Here is a 21,315-nt window from a genome sequence, read left to right as displayed (position 1 = left end):
GGTTAATAGTGCCGCCTTAGTGCAGGTAACAACCGGTGCAATAGCTGGAACTTACCTCGTTATTAATGATAGCACGGCTGGCTTCCAATCCAGCAATGATTTATTAATAAATATCACTGGATTTACTGGGACTTTACCAGCTTTAGGTAGCATTCCAGTGGGTAATTTCTTTATCTAAGTTTCTAAGCTCTCCTTCTAAGTCACCTAGAAAACGGGTTTCTTCAAGAAACTATTTAGAAACCCGTTTTCTGGACTTTAAAACAAAAAAACGTTTCGCTGACAAACTCTATAAAGAACGTAGGTTGGTTTGAAGCATGAAACCCAACGCCTGCTCATGTTAAGCTTTTCACTACTACTTATAGTTAATCATGTATTTCTGGCAATTTCGTGTTTATCAGCGTCCTTTGCTGCGTCCCCTACAAACCCATCACGGACTATGGCAAATTAGGGAAGGAATTATTATTCGCTTAGAAGCGGAAGATGGACGTATAGGATGGGGAGAAATTGCTCCTTTACCTGAATTTGGTTCAGAAACATTATCGGCAGCAATATTATTCTGTAAAAGTCTCGAAAATCCCCTATCAATAACTTCAATTTTTTCTATTCCTGAACAATTTCCCGCTTGTCAATTTGCCTTTGAATCAGCTTTAGAAAATTTGAGTATAGAGAATCAATCAAGAGAATTAGAACCGAAAAATTATAGTTATTTATTACCCACTGGTGCGGCAGTATTTCCCTGTCTGGATGATATTCTAGCCACCAATCAAACTAATACTTATAAATGGAAAATTGCGGTCAATTCTCTCCCACAAGAGTTAAAACTATTTGAAAAATTAATTGACCGATTACCCCAGGAAATTAAATTGCGTTTAGATGCCAATGGAGGATTAAGTATTGCTGAGAGTAAAATCTGGTTAAAAATTGCCGATGAATCTAAAATAATTGAATTTATCGAACAACCTTTACCCCCGTCTCAATTAGCGGAAATGTGGCAATTAAGTCAAGATTTTACCACAGGGATTGCTTTAGATGAATCGGTGGCCAATCTTCGACAAATAGAGGAATGTTATCAACGGAGATGGCGAGGAATTTTTGTGATTAAACCTGCTATTACTGGTTCAATACAAGGGTTAAGAAATCTCTGGGAAAAATATCCCTTAGATTTAGTATTTTCCTCGGTTTTAGAAACTAATATCGGCAGAAAATCCGCTCTACGTCTAGCACAAGAATACCCCAAAAAGGAGCGAGCTTTAGGTTTTGGTGTGCAACAATGGTTTAATAATAGTGACCCCGATTGGTTAGAAAAACTGTGGACGACATCAGCAAACAATTAGCATATCTCAGTCAAAAAGATTGGTTATATGGATACAATAGCCAGAAATTTTATCAATTATATCAGTCCTATTATCAGCAATTTATCGCCGCAGATAATCCTCGATTAACTATACTGCTTGCTGAAGGCAATCCCCTTAAATTCTTAGCTATATTCTTGGCTGCTGTCAGGGTCAAAAGTTGCCTATTTCTAGCTAATCCCGACTGGAAAACTAACGAATGGGAACAGGTTTTCTCTCTGGTGCAACCCGATTATATTTTTGGCGAAAATATCAAGGTTTTTAACTATAATTCTCCTTCTGTCAATCCTTTGACTAATTCTCTGATGATACCCACAGGGGGAACCTCGGGAAAAATTCGCTTTGCTATCCATAACTGGTTAACTTTAACTGCTTCTGTTAAAGGTTTCTCTGAATATTTTCAAGTCAAGCAGGTTAACTCTTTTTGCCTACTGCCTTTATATCATGTTAGTGGTTTAATGCAGTTTCTCAGAAGTTTTTTAACAGGGGGAGATTTTGCTGTTATTCCTTACCAGAAAATCAAACAAAAGCGCATAAATAATCTCAATCTTCAAGATTATTTTATCTCTTTAGTACCCACTCAATTACAATTCTTTCTAGAAAATGATCCTCGTTGGTTAGCCAATTTTAAAACAGTTTTACTAGGAGGTTCCCCTGCATGGCCATCTTTACTAGAAAAAGCTAGAGAATATAATATTTCTCTGTCTCCCACCTATGGAATGACGGAAACTGCCTCACAAATTGTCACCCTTAAACCGGAAGATTTTCGACAAGGAAATAATAGTAGTGGACAGCTATTACCCCATGCTCAGATAAAAATTAATCCCGATAACCAGAAAATTATTATTGAAGCGAAATCTTTATTTTTAGGCTATTATCCCCATCTTAATCAAGCAAGCTACTTCGAGACCGATGACTTAGGTTATTTGGATGAAAGTGGTTATTTATATATCATTGGTCGCGATAGTCAAAAAATAATTACCGGAGGAGAAAATGTTTATCCTTTTGAGGTAGAAACTGCCATTAGACAAACTAATTTAGTTAAAGATGTGGTGGTTTTAGGATTGCCAGATTCTCGATGGGGACAGGTAATTGTCGCTTTTTATGTCCCCGTTAATTCTCAGATATGCCAGACAATTATTCAATCCCAGATTAAAGATAAATTAGTCAATTATAAACTGCCGAAACATTGGATAAAATTACCAGAGATACCAAAAAGTCCACAAGGCAAGATTAATCAAACCAATTTAATTAAATTAGCTGAAACTTGTTTTGACACCGAGTCAAACCCCAGACGATAATTATAGCAGTTATCTTAATGGTGAGTTATGAGGGGTTCCTAAATTAGCGTCATTTTACCAGCCAAAAGCCAAGGAATTTACTCGGTATATGGCAGCAAAATCGCTGTTTTTTTCTCGACGAATTTCTGGTAATGGTAATCTCTGGCTCATTTTATTAATAAATGTTAAAAGTTGATAGCTATCTTGCTAAAGATTGACCGCTTAGGCAATAATATTAAGTTTATCATCCCCATTAAAGTAAAGAATGCTCAACGCTTTTATTTGGCTACCGATTATAGGGGCGATACTGATTGCCTACACGCCTCTAGAGGCGAAAAAAGTGCGAGGATTAGCTCTAACTCTTGCTGTCGTTCTCTTACTGCTTAATATTCTCCTTGGCTGGCAATTTGACCCTAGTAACCCGCAAATGCAGTTCACGGTTAACCTGCCTTGGATTAATTTCCTCGGTTTCAACTATGCCCTCGGTGTCGATGGCTTATCATTTTCATTACTTTTTCTTAACAGCATCTTGACAATAATTGCTCTTTATGCTAGTGGTACAGAGGTTAACCGACCGAAATTTTACTATTCCCTGCTCTTGTTACTCAATGCTGGAGTAGCGGGAGCCTTTCTAGCGCAGGATTTACTGCTATTTTTCCTATTTTACGAATTAGAAATCGTCCCGCTTTACTTTCTCATTGCCATTTGGGGGGGTCAAAGACGCGGTTACGCAGGCATGAAATTCTTATTATACACGGCAATTTCAGGCTTTTTAGTGCTAATCTCTTTCCTTGGCTTAGTTTGGCTAACTGGTGCTGATAATTTCGCCTATAACCCCCTTTTATCGAATAATTTAGACGTTAAAACCCAATTACTGCTCCTCATCCCCCTTCTGATTGGATTAGCCATCAAAATCCCGATTTTTCCCTTTCATACTTGGCTACCGGATGCCCACGTCGAAGCATCTACCCCCGTTTCTGTGCTTTTAGCGGGAATATTACTCAAATTAGGAACCTATGGACTGCTGCGCTTTGGAGTCGGTTTATTTCTCGATGCTTGGGTAACTCTCGCTCCTTGGTTAGCAACGATAGCAGCTATCAGCGCCCTCTACGGGGCCAGTTGCGCTATTGCCCAAAAGGATATGAAAAAAGTAGTCGCCTATTCTTCCATTTCCCACATGGCCTATATTTTACTAGCAGCGGCGGCCACCACCAGATTAAGCATCACTGCGGCGATTTTGCAGATGATTAGTCACGGTTTAATTTCCGCTTTGTTATTTTTGTTGGTGGGAGTAGTGTATAAAAAAACCGGCAGCCGGGATGTGGATTATCTACGCGGTTTATTAAATCCAGAAAGAGGTTTACCAATCACGGGAATGTTAATGATTTTAGCGGCTATGGCCAGCGCTGGCATCCCCGGAATGGTGGGATTTATCGCCGAATTTTTGGTCTTTCGTGGCAGTTTCCCGATTTTTCCGATACAAACGCTCTTATGTTTGGTTGCTAGTGGTTTAACCGCAGTGTATTTTCTCCTGATGATTAATCGGGTTTTCTTTGGTCGTTTAACCCCTGAATTATCGCGCATTCCTCGCAGTACCTGGCCCGAAAGATTTCCCGAAATTGCTTTGGCTTTATTTATTATTGTTTTGGGATTACAACCGAGTTGGATGATTCACTGGACTGAAAACCAAGCATCAGTGTTATTAACCGGCACGGCAATCAGTCAAAGGCAATCGTAGAAACCTTTTTCGGAATTGTTAAAACCTAGACCGAAACTAACTTGTGGATAGGAGCCGAAACGTCAAAAATTTTTGGCTTTGCGGAGGGAATTAACCGTTAAAACCACCTGTTCCCCCACCAGTTCAATTTCTTCTAAAGTATTAAAACGACTCAACCCGAAGCGCAGGGAAGCATAAGCGAGAGATTCGGGGCGACCCAAGGCAGTTAAAACGTGAGAGGGGGCGGTATGGCTAGAAGAACAGGCAGAACCGGAGGAAAGCGCCACTATTGGCTGTAATCCTAACAATAACGCCGCACCGTCCACCCCTTCAATACTAATATTTAAATTTCCGGCTAATCTTTGGCTAGGATGACCATTGAGATAAATTCTGTCTAATTGACTGATAATCTCCCATAAACGGGCTTTTAACTGATTTAAGTAGCTGTTATCTTCTTCTATCGCTTTGATGCCCAATTCTACCGCCTTGGCAAAACCGACAATTTGCGGTGTAAATATTGTACCCGATCGCAGTCCTTTTTCCTGACCTCCCCCTTGAATTTGAGCGGCAAGACGGACTCGGGGGTTTCGGCGCCGGACGTACAGCGCACCGATTCCCTTTGGTCCGTGGACTTTGTGGGCAGTTAAGGACATTAGATCTATATTCATTTCCTCCACATCTAGGGGAATTTTGCCGATTGCTTGGGCCGCGTCCGTATGAAAAAGTACCTGATACTGGCGACAAATCGCCCCAATTGCCGCTAAAGGTTGAATCACCCCAATCTCGTTATTAGCCGCCATAATTGACAGCAAAATCGTGTCAGGACGCAAAGATTTTTCTAGTAGTTCCAAGTCAATTAGGCCATCAGCACCGACGGGTAAAATTGTCACCTCAAAACCCAATTTTTCCAGATAATGACAGGGATCTAAAACGGCGCGATGTTCTGTCATCACCGTAACTATATGCCTTCCCTTGGCGAAATAAGCTTCGGCAACCCCTTTGATAGCTAGGTTATTGGCCTCTGTTGCTCCACTGGTAAAAATAATTTCTTCGGGACTACTATTAATAGCAGCGGCGATTGTTTCTCGTGCCTGTTTAACCGCAGCCTCGGCTGTCCAACCATAGACATGATTAATACTACTGGCATTACCAAAGTGTTCGGTAAAATAGGGTAACATCGCCGCCAGAACCTGCGGCTCCATCGGTGTCGTGGCGTGGCAATCTAGATAAATCGGCTTTTGAGACATATTTTTCCCTTGCGGGGGATTTGGGAAGGAGATATCCTCTGTTTTAAGAGAATCTCTGAAAGTGCATTGCTAATCTATGTTAACAAAAAGGTATCGGATAAGTTGTTAAGCATTTAAATTGCTTGTTGAGACGAGGCAAGAGGCAAGAGGCAAGAGGCAACAGTAAAGGGATTGGGGGAGATTCGGCTAATCTTAAGAATAAGTGCTTTAAATGCGTCTTAGCTTAGTAGTCAACAGCTGACGACTCAGACCAGAACTTTAAGATTTAATAATGAGAGCGCAATCGCTCCCTGAGAGCAGTTACAATTTCCCTATTCCAATGTTGTTCAGCAACCCAACAGGATTAATAACACATATTTTCTGGCTCAATCATGGCTAAAAAATCGAAGGCATTTAGTGAACTGCTCAGGCTGCAGAAAATGTCCCAAGGATCCGAAAAACCCTTGAAAAGCTTTGAGAAGAAATTAAGAGAAAAGTCCTTGCCTTTCAAGGAAATTGTCGTCTCTCCTTCTGGGGAAGTCACAATGTCGGAAGTTCTGGAGGATTTTATCGAGCCTTACCGCAAATCCAATGAAACGAAGGGATCTATGCGAACACTGCTGACCATAGGGATAATCGCTTGGAATCTGGCGTTGTCCCCCGAATCAAAGCGGCAAGAGATGATAGACCGAGTTTTTAATAAAGACCTTCTTAAAGGAGATAAAAGGCTCAAGGCGGATATTCAAGGGCTAATCGAGGAGCTAATCGCTAGGAAAAACCGTTATTTCTCGGAAAACAAGCGGATGATTGTGGATTTTGAGTTAAAAGAGCTAGGAAGCGAGTATCATCTCTCGGTTGCCTCCAGCTTGTCGCCCGAATTTTCCGAGTCAGAGTTTGCCTTCAAAGTCGGCGACTCGGTCATCGTCAAACAGGGTGTACTTGACCCAGATTTGGGGACTGACATCGGTGGTTGGCAAGGAAGAATTGTGATAATTGAGCGGCAGAGCAATCTCATCGGCATTGAATGGGATAGCATCACCCTGAAAAACATCCCCAGTTCGGTGATTGACCAGTGTGAACTGGAAAACCGAGACTGGGCCCAAATGTACCTCTCCTCAACGGATGTGGAATTAACCCAACCTCGAGATACAGAAGAAGATGTGGCTGCCATCATTGAGCAAATTCAGTCTAACATCGTTGAAGCTATTTAGCAGAAAAGAGAAAGGCGATTCCGGCGGTTGGCCGACCTTGACCCTGAGGAGAAAATGGCGGCTTTAGACGCTTGGAAAAAAAGACTTGATTAATTACCCTATTGACCATCGAGCAGCGATTTAGAGGAGAGAAATTTGAGATGGATGATTCCCAGAAATATGAGGCTGACTGTCAAAAGATAAGAAAAGTCAATCATGAATTACTAAAGGATTTCGAGAGTTGGCTAGAATCATCAGGTTTGTCGGAAAAAACCATTAATAATCATATTTCAAATATAGATTTTTATATCAACGAATATTTACTCTATGAGGATGCAGTAGAAGCTAAAGACGGGGTAGATATGGTCGGTGACTTTTTGGGTTATTGGTTTATCAAAAAGGCCCTGTGGGCCAGTCAATCAAGTCTCAAGTCTAACGCAGGTAGTCTGAAAAAGTTCTACACTTTCTTACTGGAAAAAGGCCTAATAGATAAAGATGATTTGCGAGAACTTAAAGAAACCATCAAGGAAGAAATGAGTGAATGGCTGGAAACCCTAGAGTGATACGATGACCCATTGAGTGAAGATATGTGGGATGTTTGGTGATTTTAGCCGAGGGGCAATCCCCCACCCTCTGGCTGGGCAGCTATAATATCATTGTCAGGACACAATAAGAGCGAGACAATGGAAACATTAAAATTAGAAAGCTGCCAGTCGATTCTTAAAGCTGGTCAAACGACCACCGAAAGAGCGTTAGAATTGTTTGACGCTCTCGAACCCGTGAGTTTAGACTTTATGCTCGGTCTTTGGCAAGGTTCTGGACTTGAGACAAATCACCCCATGGATGGTTTATTAGAGGCATCTAATTGGTATGGTAAAGAATTTGTCGATACTGAGAATGTCCACCCCCTGTTATTTTTAGATGGTCAGGGAAAAATTTTTAAGGTGGCACCTAATCCCACGGCCATGAACTGGATTTTGAAGCTGCCGATACTGAAAAATAATTCTCTGAAACCTTTGCTGATGCTGACCAACTCCTTGCTAAAAACAGAGACAAGTCAGGCTAGACTGCGAATGATGGAATATCGGGACAAAGTTAGCGCCACGATGATTTATGATTATTTGCCGATTAATGACTCTTTTCGGAAAGTAGATGATAATACGGTGCTGGGAATTATGGATTTTAAAAACTTTCCCCAGCCTTTCTTTTTTGTTCTCAAGCGATGTCAAAAACATTTTAATTCTTGAGGTTGAATTTGAAATTGTTCGCGCTCGTCCAGTTGCCAAGCTTGTAAATCGATCGCTCGCCCTGAAACTACAGAGACAATTAAATAAGTATATCCTGACCAGGCTAATTGGCGATCAATTTCCGAGGGAATGGCGGCATGATCGGGATGGGAATGATAGATACCAATAATTTCTAGCTGGTTTTCCCGGGCCGATTTTTGAGCTTGTAAAAGCACTTCTGGGGCAATACTAAAGCGGTTTTTTCTATTGCCTGACCAGTTATTTTCTGTTGCTTGTATGCTGATAACTTCGGCTGCTGTCTCGGTAATTTTTCCTAGGAGTAACCCACAACATTCTTCGGGATAGGTGGATTCTGCGTGGGTGAAAATAGACTGGTAAATTTTTTCTGTAATCAGGATCATAGGATGAAGTAAGCGGGTCTCAAATACTATGGACAACAGGGTAAGCGCATCTCAATTTTGGCCCACCATTTTTTTGCTTCTAGCTGGCTATTTTGTCACCCGCCAACTGAGTTTAAGATTAACCCAAAAGTTCCAAACCGTGACGATAGCGATGGCGATGAAGTTAGCTAGATAGCGATTGATTCCTAAACCATTAAAGAGAAGGTTGAGCAGCAAGACGTTTAAAATTAAACCGGCTAAACAGATCAAATTGAACTTGAAAAATCTTTTCCAGCGTTTATTCCAACCCCGTTGACGAGCGGATAAATCGCCAAAAGTCCAGCGATCATTCCAGATAAAATTATTAATAATTGCTAATTCAGCGGCGATGATTTTACTGCGGGTTAATCCCCAACCCAAAGCGGCGGGATCACTGAGAAGATAGAGAAAGGCCATATCGACAAAAACCCCGGTTAATCCCACTAAACCGAAGCGAATAAATCTATCTAAAGGTAGATTGACAATTGCATCTAAAAACCTTAATGGCTTTTGAGAGCGCAAACGCAGCAGATGGAAGATATATTCTAGCCATTGTTTCCAAGTTACCTTACTTTCCCCCTCTAGCCGCTCTTGGAAGACATAACCCACTTCTCCGATGGTTTTGATGCGACCTTTGCCGATGACTTCTAGTAAAATTTTGTAACCGGTGGGATTGAGAATCGGACCGGCGATCACTTGACGGCGGACCATAAAGTAACCGCTCATGGGATCGGAGACGCGACCGACCACCTCTGGCAGTAGAATTAAACCAAGGATTTGAGCGCCGCGAGAGAGAAATCGTCGCAGCAGACTCCACTCGCTCACTCCTCCTCCTTCGACGTGACGACTAGCAAGAGCTAAATCGGCTCCTTTTTCGATAGTTTCGAGGAGATTATAGAGAATTTCGGGGGGATGTTGCAGATCTCCATCGATTACTCCTAGTATCTCACCCCTTGACCCTTGCCAACCCCGCACCACTGCCGACGCTAATCCTTTTTCTCCCTGACGACGCATCACCCGCAGTTGCGGGTAATCCTGGGTTAATTTGCTGGCTAATTCCCAAGTGCGATCGGGACTGTCATCATCGACGATAATTAGTTCATACTGATCGGGAATTTTTCGATCGAGTAATTGACTGAGATTCTCGACTAGGGGAATAACGTTATCTCGCTCGTTATAAGTGGGAATAACTAGAGATAATTTGAGTAATTGCGGCGAATCTCTGAGAATATAACTATTATTGCTGGTAATTTCTTCAATTTGCTCTAAAAAAGGAATTTGCAAAGAGCCGACGGGGGTGGTTAAAAAGGGATAGGGTGGAGAGTTGGTCACTCGCTTACACTCACAGACTAAAACAGGTTTAGAGACGCACAATTTACCGGCAAAGTTGTTGAAACCAGAATTTTGAGCTAACTACTGGCGATGCGGAATCCTAATACACTATAGCGATTATCCGGACCAAATTGGCCTCGACTAGCGGAGCGACATTCCCTCAATTCTGTCCCCCAACCACCTCCACGCAGGATGCGATAACGATTGCCGGTGCTATTAGGATCGGCCGGCCATACTTGGTCATCGCTGGGAGCATTTTTATAGTTGCGATGCCAAGGATCGGCACACCATTCGTATAAACTGCCATGTAAATCGTATAATCCGAAGGCATTTGGGGGAAAACTGCCTACAGGGGTGGTTTTAGCTCGAAATTCGCTCTCTCTTTCCACTGCATAGGGAAATTTAATGGCATAGTAGTTAGCGAATTCACTGGTAAGGGTGGCACCAAAGTAGAAGGGTGTGGTAGTGCCGGCACGACAAGCATATTCCCATTGTGCCTCGCTTGGGAGCCGATAGTTTCTGCCGGTGGCCCTGGAAAGTCGATCGCAAAACTCGATCGCATCATACCAAGAGATGCTATCGACGGGTAAGTTATCCCCTTGGAAGTGGGAGGGATTGGGGTTTAAATCGCGGTTAATTTTGGGCAGATTAGCGACAATTTGCCATTGTTTTTGGGTTATCGGGTATTTACTCAGGTAGAAACTGTTCACCTTGACTAAGCGCTGGGGTTTATCACTACCAGTAAAGTCTCCTTTTTCTCCGTCCGGTGTCCCCATGATAAAAGTGCCAGCAGGGATAGCAATCATCTCTAATCCCGCAAGGGTTTCGCTGTAGTATTCGGCACTGCGGGAATTGCGCTCGATCACGAAACCGCTAGGATCGAGAGTGACGGTTTCAAAGGAAAAGCTTTGTCGGGGGGGAAAAGAGGAATTTTGGGGGGGTTGCGGGGGTATGATTGCTGTAGCGGTGGAGGGGGAAAAAATATTTTTTCTATCTAGAATCGCTGCCAGTCCGACTCCTGCACCGATCAGACTGATCCACTGGCCAAATTTACGTCTGTTTACTTTAATCATCCCGATTTTTCTGTCATTATCACCCCATCCATTATACCATGAAATTCTGACTCTTATTTAGTCACTGCCACCTATCCTTAATAATCGATGCCCAGCTTTTTGACTGTCCATAAACATTGGTTGATTGCAGCAATTATCACCTGCTTAGGTGCTTTTTTGCGAATCTATAATTATGATTCTTTGCCTCCAGATAATTGGACTGCTGACGAATATGCTTTTGCTTGGAGTGGCATGAGTTTATTACAAACGGGTATCCCCACCAGTTGGTCATGGTTGAGTCCCACGGATAATTTTCCTACGGTGGTTTGGGAAGCGAAAAATATCCGTTATCGTTTGGTGACTCCCTGGTTTGATCATCCTCCTTTATTTGGTTTATTGGTGGGTTTATTTGCTCTTTTAGGAGGAGCAAAGACTTTTTTTGATTGCAGTTTAACTATTATTAGAGTTCCTTCTTTATTCTTAGGTATTGCTGCGATAGTTTTGGTCTATTTACTGGCTCTCAAGTTGAGTAATCTATCGATCGCTATAATCGCTAGTTTAATTTATGCTACCAATCCCAATACAGTTTTCCTCTCTCGGTTAGCTATTAGTGAAAATTTAATGATTTTTTTGTGCTTATTGGTTGTCTTACTTTATTGGCAATACTATCAAAATCATCGGAAAAAATATCTCTACATCGCCGCTTGTTTAGCTGGTTTAGCCTGTTTAGTCAAAGTAACTGCTATTTATTTAGTAGTATTATTAATTGTCCTCTTGATTTACGAAAAGCAAGGACGAGAGGCCATTTATGTGACTGCGATCGGTGCTTTCTTTTTCTCTCTCTATTTTCTCTACGGTGCTATCTATGACTACGATTTCTTTCGGAAGATATTTCAAGAACAATCCCTGCGCTTCGAGGACTTTAACTTTGTCAAATATCTAACCACTCCCACGGTATTTTTCGAGGATGGTTGGCTAATTTTTAGCTGGTTAACCCTCTTACCCTTTCTCCGAAAGAATCCCGCTAGTCCTCAAGTTAGATTACTCGCTTTACCAGTAATCCTCTACACCTTAATTTTAGTTGCCACGGGAGCGCAAAGTCACTTCTTTACTTGGTATATGATTCCTTTTTATCCGTTTATGTTTATTATTCTAGGCATCTTTCTTGATGATTTTCGCCAAGAAACGGACGGATTAACTGCCTCAATTATTTTTATCTTTCTGGGAGTTTGGTCGATTCATCTCAATCTAACAGCCTGGATTTTAGCCTCTCCCTACGGTCGCTATTATTTTATGATCGGTACGGCAGCAATTCTGGGAGTATTCTATCTCAAGGATATCTTTGGTCTCTTTAAAAAATTCTGGATTGATCGCTTTACTTTTCTGCTCTTCTTGGCCCTGCTGGCAGCTAATATCAATGTGGTGTTAACCTATAAGTTTTCTGGTTAAAACTTAGCAAGAAAGGAACCCGAAAAGGGATAAATTGGCCCGGGAATCGAGAGTAAACTTAACTAGGATCCCTGACTCAGGAATAACTTATTCTTGGCCAGTTCCGGCCAGTGTTAAATTTATTAATAGACTCTTTAACCGATTGTCCCCTAACCTTTGCACTGAACTGATAAATGTCGATCGATTTTCGCAATCTTAATACACTTTGGGGTTCTATTTTAGTCGAAACATTGGCCCGTTTGGGATTGAAGATAGGGGTGGTTTCTCCCGGATCGCGATCGACTCCTTTAACGGTAGCCTTGGCAAGACATCCTCAGATTGAAGCTATTCCCATTTTAGACGAGCGCTCGGCCGCTTTTTTTGCCCTGGGATTAGCCAAACAATTATATCAACCGGTGGTTTTAGTCTGCACTTCCGGCACTGCCACGGCTAATTTTTATCCCGCAGTCATTGAAGCAAAAGAAAGTCATGTCCCTTTATTAATTCTAACCGCCGATCGCCCCCCAGAATTGCGTCATGCTCATGCCGGTCAGACTATCGATCAAGTCAAACTCTACGGTAATTATCCCAACTGGCAAGCGGAAATTAGCTGTCCTAGTGCCAATATCGAGCGTTTACGCTATCTCCGTCAAACTATCATCCATGGGTGGTTGCGCTGTCTCGATCCTGTCCCCGGAGTGGTGCATCTGAACTTACCATTTCGGGATCCCCTCGCACCAACTCCCGATCTAGAAATTAACAATTTAGAGGCTAATTTTGACCAAGAGGCTTTTTTTAGCCATATATCTCGGCAAAATATCCCCATTAACCACTCAATTCTCGAAATTCCTTCTTTACCCTCCAAAGGAATTATCATCGCGGGATTAGCTTCCCCGCAAAACCCTGAAAGTTACTGTCAGGCGATCGCTAATTTAGCCCGATCGCAACAATATCCCGTCTTAGCAGAAGCTTTATCTCCTCTGCGAAACTATGCAGGGTTAAATCCCCATCTGATCACTACCTATGATTTATTATTGCGGAATGCTGCCATTAAAACCCAATTAACCCCCGATGTTGTCCTGCAAATTGGGGAATTACCCACCAGCAAAGAATTACGGATCTGGTTAGAAGAAATCGACTGTCCGCGCTGGATTATCGATCCCCATCCCGATAATTACGATCCTCTACAGGGAAAAACCGGACATCTCAGGGGAAATATCGAGCAATTAGGGCATCTATTCCCAGAAAAACCCGATAATAACCGAGAATATCGAGAATTATGGCAAAAATTCGACCAGCAAGCTAGATTTAAAATTGATCGCCTTTTGGCAGCAGAAACTAAACTGATTGAAGGAAAAATCCCCTGGCTGCTCTCCCAATACCTCCCCCCCCGCACCCCGATCTTTATCTCTAATAGTATGCCTGTTCGCTATGCCGAATTTTTTAACCCGCCTAGCGATCGCCAAATTCGTCCCTATTTTAATCGCGGGGCCAATGGCATCGACGGCAACCTCTCCACTGCAATAGGAATGGCTTATAAAAATGTCCCCAGTCTGCTATTAACGGGAGATTTAGCCCTATTACACGACACAAATGGTTTTTTAATCAAAAAATATTTTGTTGGCTCCTTGACCATAATTTTAATCAATAACAAGGGGGGAGGCATTTTCCAGATGTTGCCGATCGCCAAATTTGACCCTCCCTTTGAAGAATTTTTTGCCACTCCCCAAAATATTGACTTTTGCCAACTCTGTCACACCTACGGTATTGATTACCATTTAATCAGTGATTGGACTGATTTTAAGCAAAAAATCGCAGTTTTACCGGAATCAGGCATAAGATTACTAGAAATATCCTGCGATCGAGCTTTTAATACCCAATGGTTCCTCAGTAATTATGTGTAGGGTGTAGGGTGTGGGGTGTGGGGTGTGGGGAAGTGGGGAGAATAAAGCTGCCTATTGCAAGAGTGCCTATTGCCTATCCTGATAGGTAGCATATACTCAACGGATTTAGTATTAATTCCCTTTTTCGAGAAAGTGAATACAATGGGTGGAAAGCGCGTTAAAAAGGTCCGATGAATCGACAAAGACGGCAAAAATCAAGACAATTTTCTCCCCCCAGATATTCTATCTTTCCCCCGGAGCAATGGCGATGGGGAGTGACTTCTTTGGTGATTAGTTTAGTCTTGTCCCTACTGATTTTAAAACTGAATACCTCTAGTCTCTCCACTGCCACCATAGATACTTTAAATCCCTCCACGGTGGGGGAGAATTTGGCCGGTAAGAGCCTAGATGAGTTAGAAAAGCAGAAAATCGCCGAATTTTTGCAAATTACCCCGCCAGAAACCCTCTTAACCATCGATCGCACCCCTTTGTTTATTCTCCACGACACAGCTTGGAGTATGACTGCGGGTAACATCGAAGAACAGAAAAAATATGCTCGCGGTCCGATGAAATTGGGTCCTAATGTTTACATCCCCCGCAAACGGAATTCTAGGGATAGAGATATTTTAGACTCGATCGCCCGGCCTTTTTTTGAACGTCACCGTCCCACAGCCACTTTTTATGAACAAGCAGCCGAAATGCTGCCCGCAGACACCAGAGATCAATTAGTGCGTCAACTGTGGCAACTTACCCCAGAAACTATCCGCGTCAAGGGTTTTGCAATTGCTTTAGAGGGTGTTCCCTTGAGTACGCGATCGGCCTCTGAGTTAGAAAAAAGAGCGAGAATTTGGTTAAATACGCCTTCAGAAGCCGTCTTTAGGCGTTTAGTCAAAGAATATCCCACAAATTACTTTGATGGGGCAAAAACTACCGCATTATGGGCAACAGAAGCGATTTGTCAGCAGCTATCTCACCCTAGTTGCGATCGCTTGCAGCTGGTTTTTGCCGAAAGAAATCGTCGGGTTATCTCCAGCGTTAACATTGAACTGGTACAAGCGCCAGGATCCCACTGTTTGACCAAAGGACGCTTGCAAACCCTCCCCGGTTACAGCGATTTTCAATACCAGCAAACGGCGAAATATTATCTCCTCGCAGCCTTACAAACGGGACAACTACCGCAAATTGTCAGCCATTTTGCCGTCGATAGTTTTCTGATTAATCAAGGAAAATATCCCCATTGTGACCCCCGGGGTTTTGATCTACAACGTCTCTACAATCTCATCAGTGAAGCTTTGGATTATGACCCCGGCACTGTTTATGGTATCGTCCCTCGTTACGGCACAAATATTATAGCTGGTGATAATATTTGGTGGCATAATCGAGTTTTTGATGCGGCCAATTTACCCACAACTTTAAATTAGACCTGATCATTTAGAAATATCCACTTCTCCCAAAGCTTCTAGATAGGTAATCGCCGCTTCTAAAGGAGAATCGTAGCTATAGGAAAACTCCTCAAACCAGCGTCCTTCCTCCGATTTGGCATCCAATTTATCTAACCATTGCTTTGCCTTTCTAGTTAAAGCTTCTCGCTTGCGCTGCTGTTTTAATGCCGACGCTTTTTCTTTTTCCGCTGCCTCCTGTTGTTCCCTTTCTTGGTTTTCTAAGGCTAAAGCTTTTAAAAGCGCATCGGTAGAAGAATCGCCGGCATAATTAACCTTAAATTCGGCTGGGAAACGCTCTTTTTCTTGGCGAGAAGAAGAGGACGGCATCGGTTTTTCCCGATCCCGTTTCTGGTATTCTGCCTTCATTTGTGCCAGTAAATCTTCTATTTCTCCCATAATGGTCAAGTTAGAAAGTAAAAAGTTAAAAAGATAATTGCTCTGATTGCCTCTGCCTTAATAACTAAGTAGCTAGTTATAATTAAATTGAATATGGCACCCCCCTTAATCTCCCCTTGATAAGGGGGGTGCTGATCCCCCCAAAAGCTTGGATTGACTGATAAAATCGAAAGTAATACCCGATGTCTCAAGTTAATCGGGGGAGGATTTTTGGGGAATTTATCTCAGTCATAATTTTACCAAAAGTAGCGGTCGGGGTGAATAGTGGTTTGACGTTGTTGGGAATTGTATTCTAGCAGGTATTTTCTGGCGATTACTTCCTGTTCTTCTAATAAGAGTAGCTCATTTTGTCCAATTTCTGTATCGGTAGAAAGGAGGATGACTTGAGAGGAAGCAGCGGGAAAGTAACGTTCAACTAAATTATGGCGATGGGAAGAATCTAAACGTCCCAGGGGTGTATCGATAGCGATGGGTAAATCTCGTCCGGAAACTCGCGCTAATCCCCACAAAAAAGCGATCGCTAATAGTTGTTTTTCTCCGGCAGAAAGACGGTGTTTAGGAACATTTTGTCCATCGGGACCAAAGAGAGATAGACCAAAAGTATCAGCATCGATCGCTATTTTCTGAACTAGATCGGACTTATGCAATAAATAACGAAAACATTCCGCCACTTCTCCCTCTAATCTATTTAATTTTTTTAAAGTTAAGCGTTCTTTAAATACTTTTAAAGTTTGCTGTGCTTTGACAATAGCATTAACGATATGTTCGTTACTTTGCGATTCTAAAGCTTTCTCACTATAGGCAAATAATTCTTTTTTAGTTTTCTCAATTTTCTTTTTGATTTCCTCATAATTTTTGTGGCTTTGCTCGTATTCCCCTTGAGCATTTAGATACTTTTTTTGAGCAGTTTTTAAGTTATTACTCAGGGTTTCGTATTCTTCGGGAGAGGCTGCTACTGCTAATTCTCGCTCTAAATTATCTAAGTCAGCTTCCAGATTTTTTAATTGTTCTATTGCTTGATGAGCGAGGTTAATTTGTGCCGGTAATTGATGGGTTAAGACTCGATTTAATAACTCGATCGCCTCCTCGTCTAAATCTAAGTAAGAAGTAACCAAAGAATCGTTATCCTCAGCTAAAAACTTATTTTCTTGCTCTAAAAACTCCCTAATATTATCTAATTGTTCTAAAGTTAAACTTAGTTGTTTTAAATAAGCAAGTAACTTTTTATCTCTAGATTCTAAAACCGATTGAGCGACTTGAGCAGATTGAAATTTTAGCTCTTTTTCTCCCTGAATTTTAGCAGCTTCTAGGAGAGGAAAAATTAACTTTAATGGTAATAATTCCCCCGCCAATTGACCTAAATATTCTCTCTGTTCATCTAACTTTTTATCTACCTCCTTTTTTCTGCTCTCTAATTGACTTCTTTCGGCGGCAATTTTTCCGCCATCAATGCGAAATTTATCCGAGACTGCATCAAAATCATTTCTAACCAAATCTAAATTTTTTTGTTGAGTTTCCATCTCTTGCCTAGCCAATTCTAAATCTTCTTGGTACTGGGCTAATTTTTTCTCAATAGCTTCAATAGTTGCTAGTTCATTTTCTGCTGCTAATAACCGGCGCTTACGACTAGCTAAAATATCGAGATCAACGGCTAATCTTTCCGCTAATTCTAACCCTAATAAAGTCTGCATCGAATCCTTAACGCTGTCAGGAGGTACATCCTGTTCTGCCAATTCTTTTACCTGTTCCCCATCAAATAAAAACAGGTTAGAAATACCCAAAGGTAATAAAGTTTCAATATATTCATCCCAAGTATTAGCTAAGGCAGGATCGGGCCAATCTTCATCTAAAATACCGAGGGTATCCTTACCATCTTTAGGCTGTTTTGTCCAGTATCTAACGATACGATATTGTCGCCATTGTTCATTAACCAGATGTTCAAAAGCCAGTTCAATTCTAGCCTGATCGATGAGGGAAGCTTGATTATTAACTGCTTGACTGAGAAACTCGGCATAACTTAAATTATTGCGAGTAGAACACTTTGCCCGCGCACCATACAAAGCCAAACGAATCGCATCCATTAAAGTAGTTTTGCCGCCGCCATTCATGCCTCCCAAAAGGATAATCGGACAGGGATTGTTATCTTTTTCAGGACGTAAATTAATCACTTGACGACCGGCGTAGGGTCCGAAATTTTGCAAAACTAATTCAGTAAAAATCATTAACAGTCAGGGGTGAGGAGCGGTAATTTCTATCCTAGACAAGTATAACAAGCGATCGGAGCTAATCTTCCTATTTTCGGCTTGTGGGATGGGCAGTTAGGGAGAAAGTAAAATAGAGACGTTGGGGGCAACGTCTCTAGGAGATTTAGCAAAAGGTCTAATTTTTATTTAATTTTGCTTTTATCAGGCGTGTTAGGGAGAAAATACCGCCTAGGGTCAAGAGGGCGAGAACATTATCCGCTTCTGGAGTAGTAACGCCACCGTTGATAAAGAATTGAGAGCGGTTCCAAACACTGCCCCCCACCCTGCGACCTAAAATTCTGCCTTGAATATCGCCGTCGAGGAAGTGAATACCGCCATAGCGACGGGAAATACCGGCTTCATCCGCCGCTTCTGAGAAAGTATCCCAAAAGAGAGTTACCGAACTACCCGGAGTGATGCCCGGTTCAAAAGCTGAAGTACCGGGGGCAAAGGTGACAGAACCACCAAAAACATCACTACCAGTGAAAAGACGCAGGATTTCCGCCCCAGCGGCACTAAAGGCACTATGGCCAGAGGTATATTCGGCAAAGGGTGGCGAAGGCGCTCCAAAGGGATTCTGGTAGGTGAGAAATTGGGTAGCGGGAATAGTGATTGTGCCTAAACCGGGGCCGCCCCAAGCGTTAATTTCAAAGACTCCATCGCCGTTACTGTCAGTCCCGATTAAACCCAAGCGACCTAACTCGCGAATCACGCGCACGGGACGGGCAGAATTATAGGATAGTTTCGCTTCCCAGGTGGCAATCCCCGCGTCCATAACCGCATTACCGAGGGCGAAGAATAACTGCACATCTTCGTCAAGAGTATTATTATCCCGCTGCGAGATATCTTGCCCGAACTCCATCCATGTACCCGGAGGGAAAGGGGTTCCAGGGCCATCTTCCCAAAATTCGGCGATTAGTTTCTGTTCGTCTGTGAGATTGGCGCTGAATTCCACTACATCAACCGCCTGCTGGATGAAAGCGGGATTGATATCTACTCCCACTAAAGCAGCACTAATAGGAACCACTGTACCATTAGCCCTGGTGATCGTTCCCGCCTGTAAATCCGCCGAAGCGTTGGGATCTAACAGAAAACGGATGATTTCGGGGGGACGGTATTGAGCATTATCGGTTAAAGAGAAGGATTGCACCGTTCCCCAATGGGGGGTGAGATAGTTTTGTAGTGCTGAACCAGAATCGATGGGAACACTCTCTGGAGTCCAGAGTTCGATATTGACCACTTGAGTGGGAGTGTTGGGGGTGCTGTAACCGATGGTATCAACGTAACCGTTTAACTGGTTAGAACCGTCATTACGACGGGCATTCATCAGCGTGGCGGCGATGGTGTTACCGATTCCCGCTGCCGTGGTGGTATCGGTGCTGGTATTGTTGGGGTCGTAACCGAGACTATTCATCCGAGCAGTCAAATTAGCCGTTTGTGTGGGTAGCAGTTCCGTTAACACCCGATAGGCGGCAAAACTAATCGCTTCCTGTTTATTGGCTTGAGTATTTTCGCTCGTAGGACGTTGTAAAGTATCTCCCAGAACGGTACTAATGGGAGTAGCTTCGTAGGCTGACCAAGCATCGTACATAGCAGTGCTAAGGATGCCATAGAGCCGAGAAGCTACCGTTGGTCCCTGGGGTTGATTTCTAACACCTTGAGTGGCTGCACCAATCCAACCACTAGCCACCGTGACCGCTTGAGCAGATGATACTGGCAGCAAGGCAGTGGAAGCAATCCCTAAAGGGAAAAGGGTTAAAGACAGTATTTTTTTGTACATAACCGGCAAATGGGAATAAATGGGCGGAAAGCGGGGAAAAACAGACCAAGAGAAGGATTATCCCTCAGATAATTTCAATTCAGGCCAGCTTAGTTTTTGGGTCTTTGGACTCTCCATAAAATTCCCAGGGTTCCCAAGACAACTAACCCCACAGAAACGGAAGGTTCAGGAACAGGGGTTGAAAAAACCGCTAACTGCTCATCACGACAGGGGAAAAGACCATCCCCTGGGGTAAGGGTACAGCCACCATTAAAGGTGGTTAACTGTGCGTTTAGCAGTAGAGGGTCGCTACTAGCCGGTCCATGGTCGCGAACTACGTTCCACACTTCTGCTGTCAAGGGATTGAATAACCCATTACCAAACAACACTTGATTAGGATTAGGCAGTTGACCGATACCGACTTGAGCAGAGAAATTACCCAGTCCATTTAAACCAATTACTTCTCCATCGGCAAAAAATGCCGAAGCATTGACGGTAGGATTGGAGAAGTCGTCTTCACCACAACCCCCGACGCAAAACTCAGGGTTATTGAAGATAACCCACCACATGGTATAGGCAGCCCCAGGGGATAAATTGCTAGTGGACACGGTACTGGCAATTCCCGTCGCCGTTCTAGTTAGGGTTCCCGTGGAACCAGCAACGGTGCCGCTATTAACCAAGTCTAAAAGAGATACGTTTTGAACTAAAGCCGCTTGCGCTGGGGAGGTAGCGACAAATGCCCCTAGTAAAGCGATGGTAGAAACCGTTAATTTTTTGATCATTTTGGGCTTTGAATTTGTACTATATCAGTTGATTAGCAGCAGAACTTTTGCGGAAGCATTAGCGGGGCTACTCCCAAAGACAGATGACTAACTTTTCTGCTCAGTCTAAGCGCATTTATGCCCAGCGTCAAGTTAAGTTTTTTTAAAAGATTGCATCGTACTGTAGGGGGAGGCAAAGCTTAAAAAAAGCTCAAGTACAGCGATTCTCATTTTGAAAGGATTTTGCGTTGTTTCAGCGATCTAGAGATTCGTTAAGAATTATTAACCCCTCTAGGTGCAAGGGTTTTAATGTCATGAAACCTTAAAATGAGAATTGCTGGCTCAAGTAAGCTCCGATGGACAAAACTGGCTGGATAAGTTTTCGACAGAAATAATCCTTGGGCTGCCCATTTTCCCTTTTTTTGATGACTCCTCAGTAGATTACTTTGGTTCTTCCGAACTTACACTGTAGAAAATTCCTCAAGCTCCCTCTCTGCACAGCAAGGCTCTAAAGTTGATAAATATCAATCTAACAAAAACTCAAAGCCTTAGTGTACAAACTTTACAAGCATGAGTTATTGATAGTTT

General features: G+C 42.7%; 18 protein-coding genes. 10 read left to right on the top strand and 8 right to left on the bottom strand.

Features of this window, described 5'->3' with window-relative positions:
• The 4 genes from IM507_RS06015 to IM507_RS06000 all read left to right on the top strand — a co-directional run.
• On the top strand, window positions 1–178 hold a 178-nt coding region (locus IM507_RS06015; protein WP_287636773.1), incomplete at its 5' end, for a bluetail domain-containing putative surface protein.
• Between the two features lie 190 nt (window positions 179–368).
• Window positions 369–1,334 (top strand): o-succinylbenzoate synthase, encoded by a 966-nt coding sequence (locus IM507_RS06010; protein ID WP_287636771.1) that lies wholly within the window; start codon window positions 369–371, stop codon window positions 1,332–1,334.
• Window positions 1,310–2,653, top strand: coding sequence for a 2-succinylbenzoate--CoA ligase (locus IM507_RS06005; RefSeq protein ID WP_287636770.1), 1,344 nt, complete (start codon window positions 1,310–1,312; stop codon window positions 2,651–2,653). The genes IM507_RS06010 and IM507_RS06005 overlap by 25 nt, the downstream gene beginning before the upstream one ends.
• A 244-nt stretch (window positions 2,654–2,897) precedes the next feature.
• Window positions 2,898–4,370: an NADH-quinone oxidoreductase subunit M gene (locus IM507_RS06000; RefSeq protein WP_012268041.1), complete on the top strand. Its 1,473-nt coding sequence runs from the start codon at window positions 2,898–2,900 to the stop codon at window positions 4,368–4,370.
• 62 nt (window positions 4,371–4,432) lie between these two features.
• Here IM507_RS06000 and IM507_RS05995 read toward each other — a convergent pair whose 3' ends face one another.
• A complete protein-coding gene (locus IM507_RS05995) occupies window positions 4,433–5,596 on the bottom strand; it encodes a cysteine desulfurase family protein (RefSeq protein WP_123231345.1) in 1,164 nt (387 codons plus the stop codon).
• A 371-nt stretch (window positions 5,597–5,967) separates the two neighbouring features.
• On the opposite strand from IM507_RS05995, the gene IM507_RS05990 reads away from it, so the two are divergent.
• The 3 genes from IM507_RS05990 (at window position 5,968) to IM507_RS05980 (ending at window position 8,012) form a co-directional block, all read left to right on the top strand.
• On the top strand, window positions 5,968–6,786 hold the full coding sequence (locus IM507_RS05990) for a hypothetical protein (RefSeq protein WP_042791117.1): 819 nt from the start codon (window positions 5,968–5,970) through the stop codon (window positions 6,784–6,786).
• Between the two features lie 140 nt (window positions 6,787–6,926).
• Entirely contained in the window at window positions 6,927–7,328 is a 402-nt protein-coding gene (locus IM507_RS05985) for a phage integrase SAM-like domain-containing protein (protein ID WP_123231344.1), read from the top strand.
• A 120-nt stretch (window positions 7,329–7,448) separates the two neighbouring features.
• The gene (locus IM507_RS05980) at window positions 7,449–8,012 is read left to right on the top strand and encodes a DUF4334 domain-containing protein (RefSeq protein WP_002775745.1); all 564 of its coding nucleotides are present in this window, start codon (window positions 7,449–7,451) and stop codon (window positions 8,010–8,012) included.
• Here IM507_RS05980 and IM507_RS05975 read toward each other — a convergent pair.
• From IM507_RS05975 to IM507_RS05965, 3 genes are all read right to left on the bottom strand, one after another.
• Complete coding sequence (locus IM507_RS05975; RefSeq protein ID WP_002740058.1) at window positions 7,991–8,413, bottom strand: M67 family metallopeptidase; 423 nt, start codon at window positions 8,411–8,413, stop codon at window positions 7,991–7,993. The genes IM507_RS05980 and IM507_RS05975 overlap by 22 nt on opposite strands.
• Before the next feature lie 87 nt (window positions 8,414–8,500).
• Window positions 8,501–9,763, bottom strand: coding sequence for a glycosyltransferase (locus IM507_RS05970; RefSeq protein ID WP_287636768.1), 1,263 nt, complete (start codon window positions 9,761–9,763; stop codon window positions 8,501–8,503).
• Window positions 9,764–9,840: 77 nt separating this feature from the next.
• Entirely contained in the window at window positions 9,841–10,836 is a 996-nt protein-coding gene (locus IM507_RS05965; RefSeq protein WP_002739566.1) for a formylglycine-generating enzyme family protein, read from the bottom strand.
• 87 nt (window positions 10,837–10,923) lie between these two features.
• Between IM507_RS05965 and IM507_RS05960 the strand changes: the two genes are divergently transcribed.
• The 3 genes from IM507_RS05960 to IM507_RS05950 all read left to right on the top strand — a co-directional run bounded on the left by IM507_RS05960 (window position 10,924) and on the right by IM507_RS05950 (window position 15,547).
• Window positions 10,924–12,264 (top strand): ArnT family glycosyltransferase, encoded by a 1,341-nt coding sequence (locus IM507_RS05960; RefSeq protein WP_002739507.1) that lies wholly within the window; start codon window positions 10,924–10,926, stop codon window positions 12,262–12,264.
• 173 nt (window positions 12,265–12,437) lie between these two features.
• Window positions 12,438–14,147: a 2-succinyl-5-enolpyruvyl-6-hydroxy-3-cyclohexene-1-carboxylic-acid synthase gene (gene menD / locus IM507_RS05955; RefSeq protein ID WP_069474861.1), complete on the top strand. Its 1,710-nt coding sequence runs from the start codon at window positions 12,438–12,440 to the stop codon at window positions 14,145–14,147.
• 170 nt (window positions 14,148–14,317) lie between these two features.
• Entirely contained in the window at window positions 14,318–15,547 is a 1,230-nt protein-coding gene (locus IM507_RS05950; protein WP_002739545.1) for a hypothetical protein, read from the top strand.
• Between the two features lie 6 nt (window positions 15,548–15,553).
• On the opposite strand, the gene IM507_RS05945 is transcribed toward IM507_RS05950, so the two are convergent.
• From IM507_RS05945 to IM507_RS05930, 4 genes are all read right to left on the bottom strand, one after another.
• On the bottom strand, window positions 15,554–15,964 hold the full coding sequence (locus IM507_RS05945; protein WP_002739611.1) for a salt stress protein, Slr1339 family: 411 nt from the start codon (window positions 15,962–15,964) through the stop codon (window positions 15,554–15,556).
• Between the two features lie 236 nt (window positions 15,965–16,200).
• Window positions 16,201–18,186 carry a DNA sulfur modification protein DndD gene (dndD, locus tag IM507_RS05940; RefSeq protein WP_287636766.1) on the bottom strand — a complete coding sequence of 662 codons (1,986 nt, stop codon included), beginning with the start codon at window positions 18,184–18,186 and terminating at the stop codon, window positions 16,201–16,203.
• A 157-nt stretch (window positions 18,187–18,343) separates the two neighbouring features.
• The gene (locus tag IM507_RS05935) at window positions 18,344–19,987 is read right to left on the bottom strand and encodes a vanadium-dependent haloperoxidase (RefSeq protein ID WP_069474859.1); all 1,644 of its coding nucleotides are present in this window, start codon (window positions 19,985–19,987) and stop codon (window positions 18,344–18,346) included.
• An 89-nt stretch (window positions 19,988–20,076) separates the two neighbouring features.
• Window positions 20,077–20,748 (bottom strand): hypothetical protein, encoded by a 672-nt coding sequence (locus tag IM507_RS05930; protein ID WP_130758018.1) that lies wholly within the window; start codon window positions 20,746–20,748, stop codon window positions 20,077–20,079.
• Window positions 20,749–21,315 lie beyond the last annotated feature (567 nt).

Origin of the sequence: Microcystis sp. M20BS1 (assembly GCF_020245305.1) — a bacterium.
GTDB lineage: Bacteria > Cyanobacteriota > Cyanobacteriia > Cyanobacteriales > Microcystaceae > Microcystis > Microcystis ichthyoblabe_A.
Note: the sequence above shows the minus strand (reverse complement) of the source record. Positions and strands in the feature narration are given on the sequence as shown.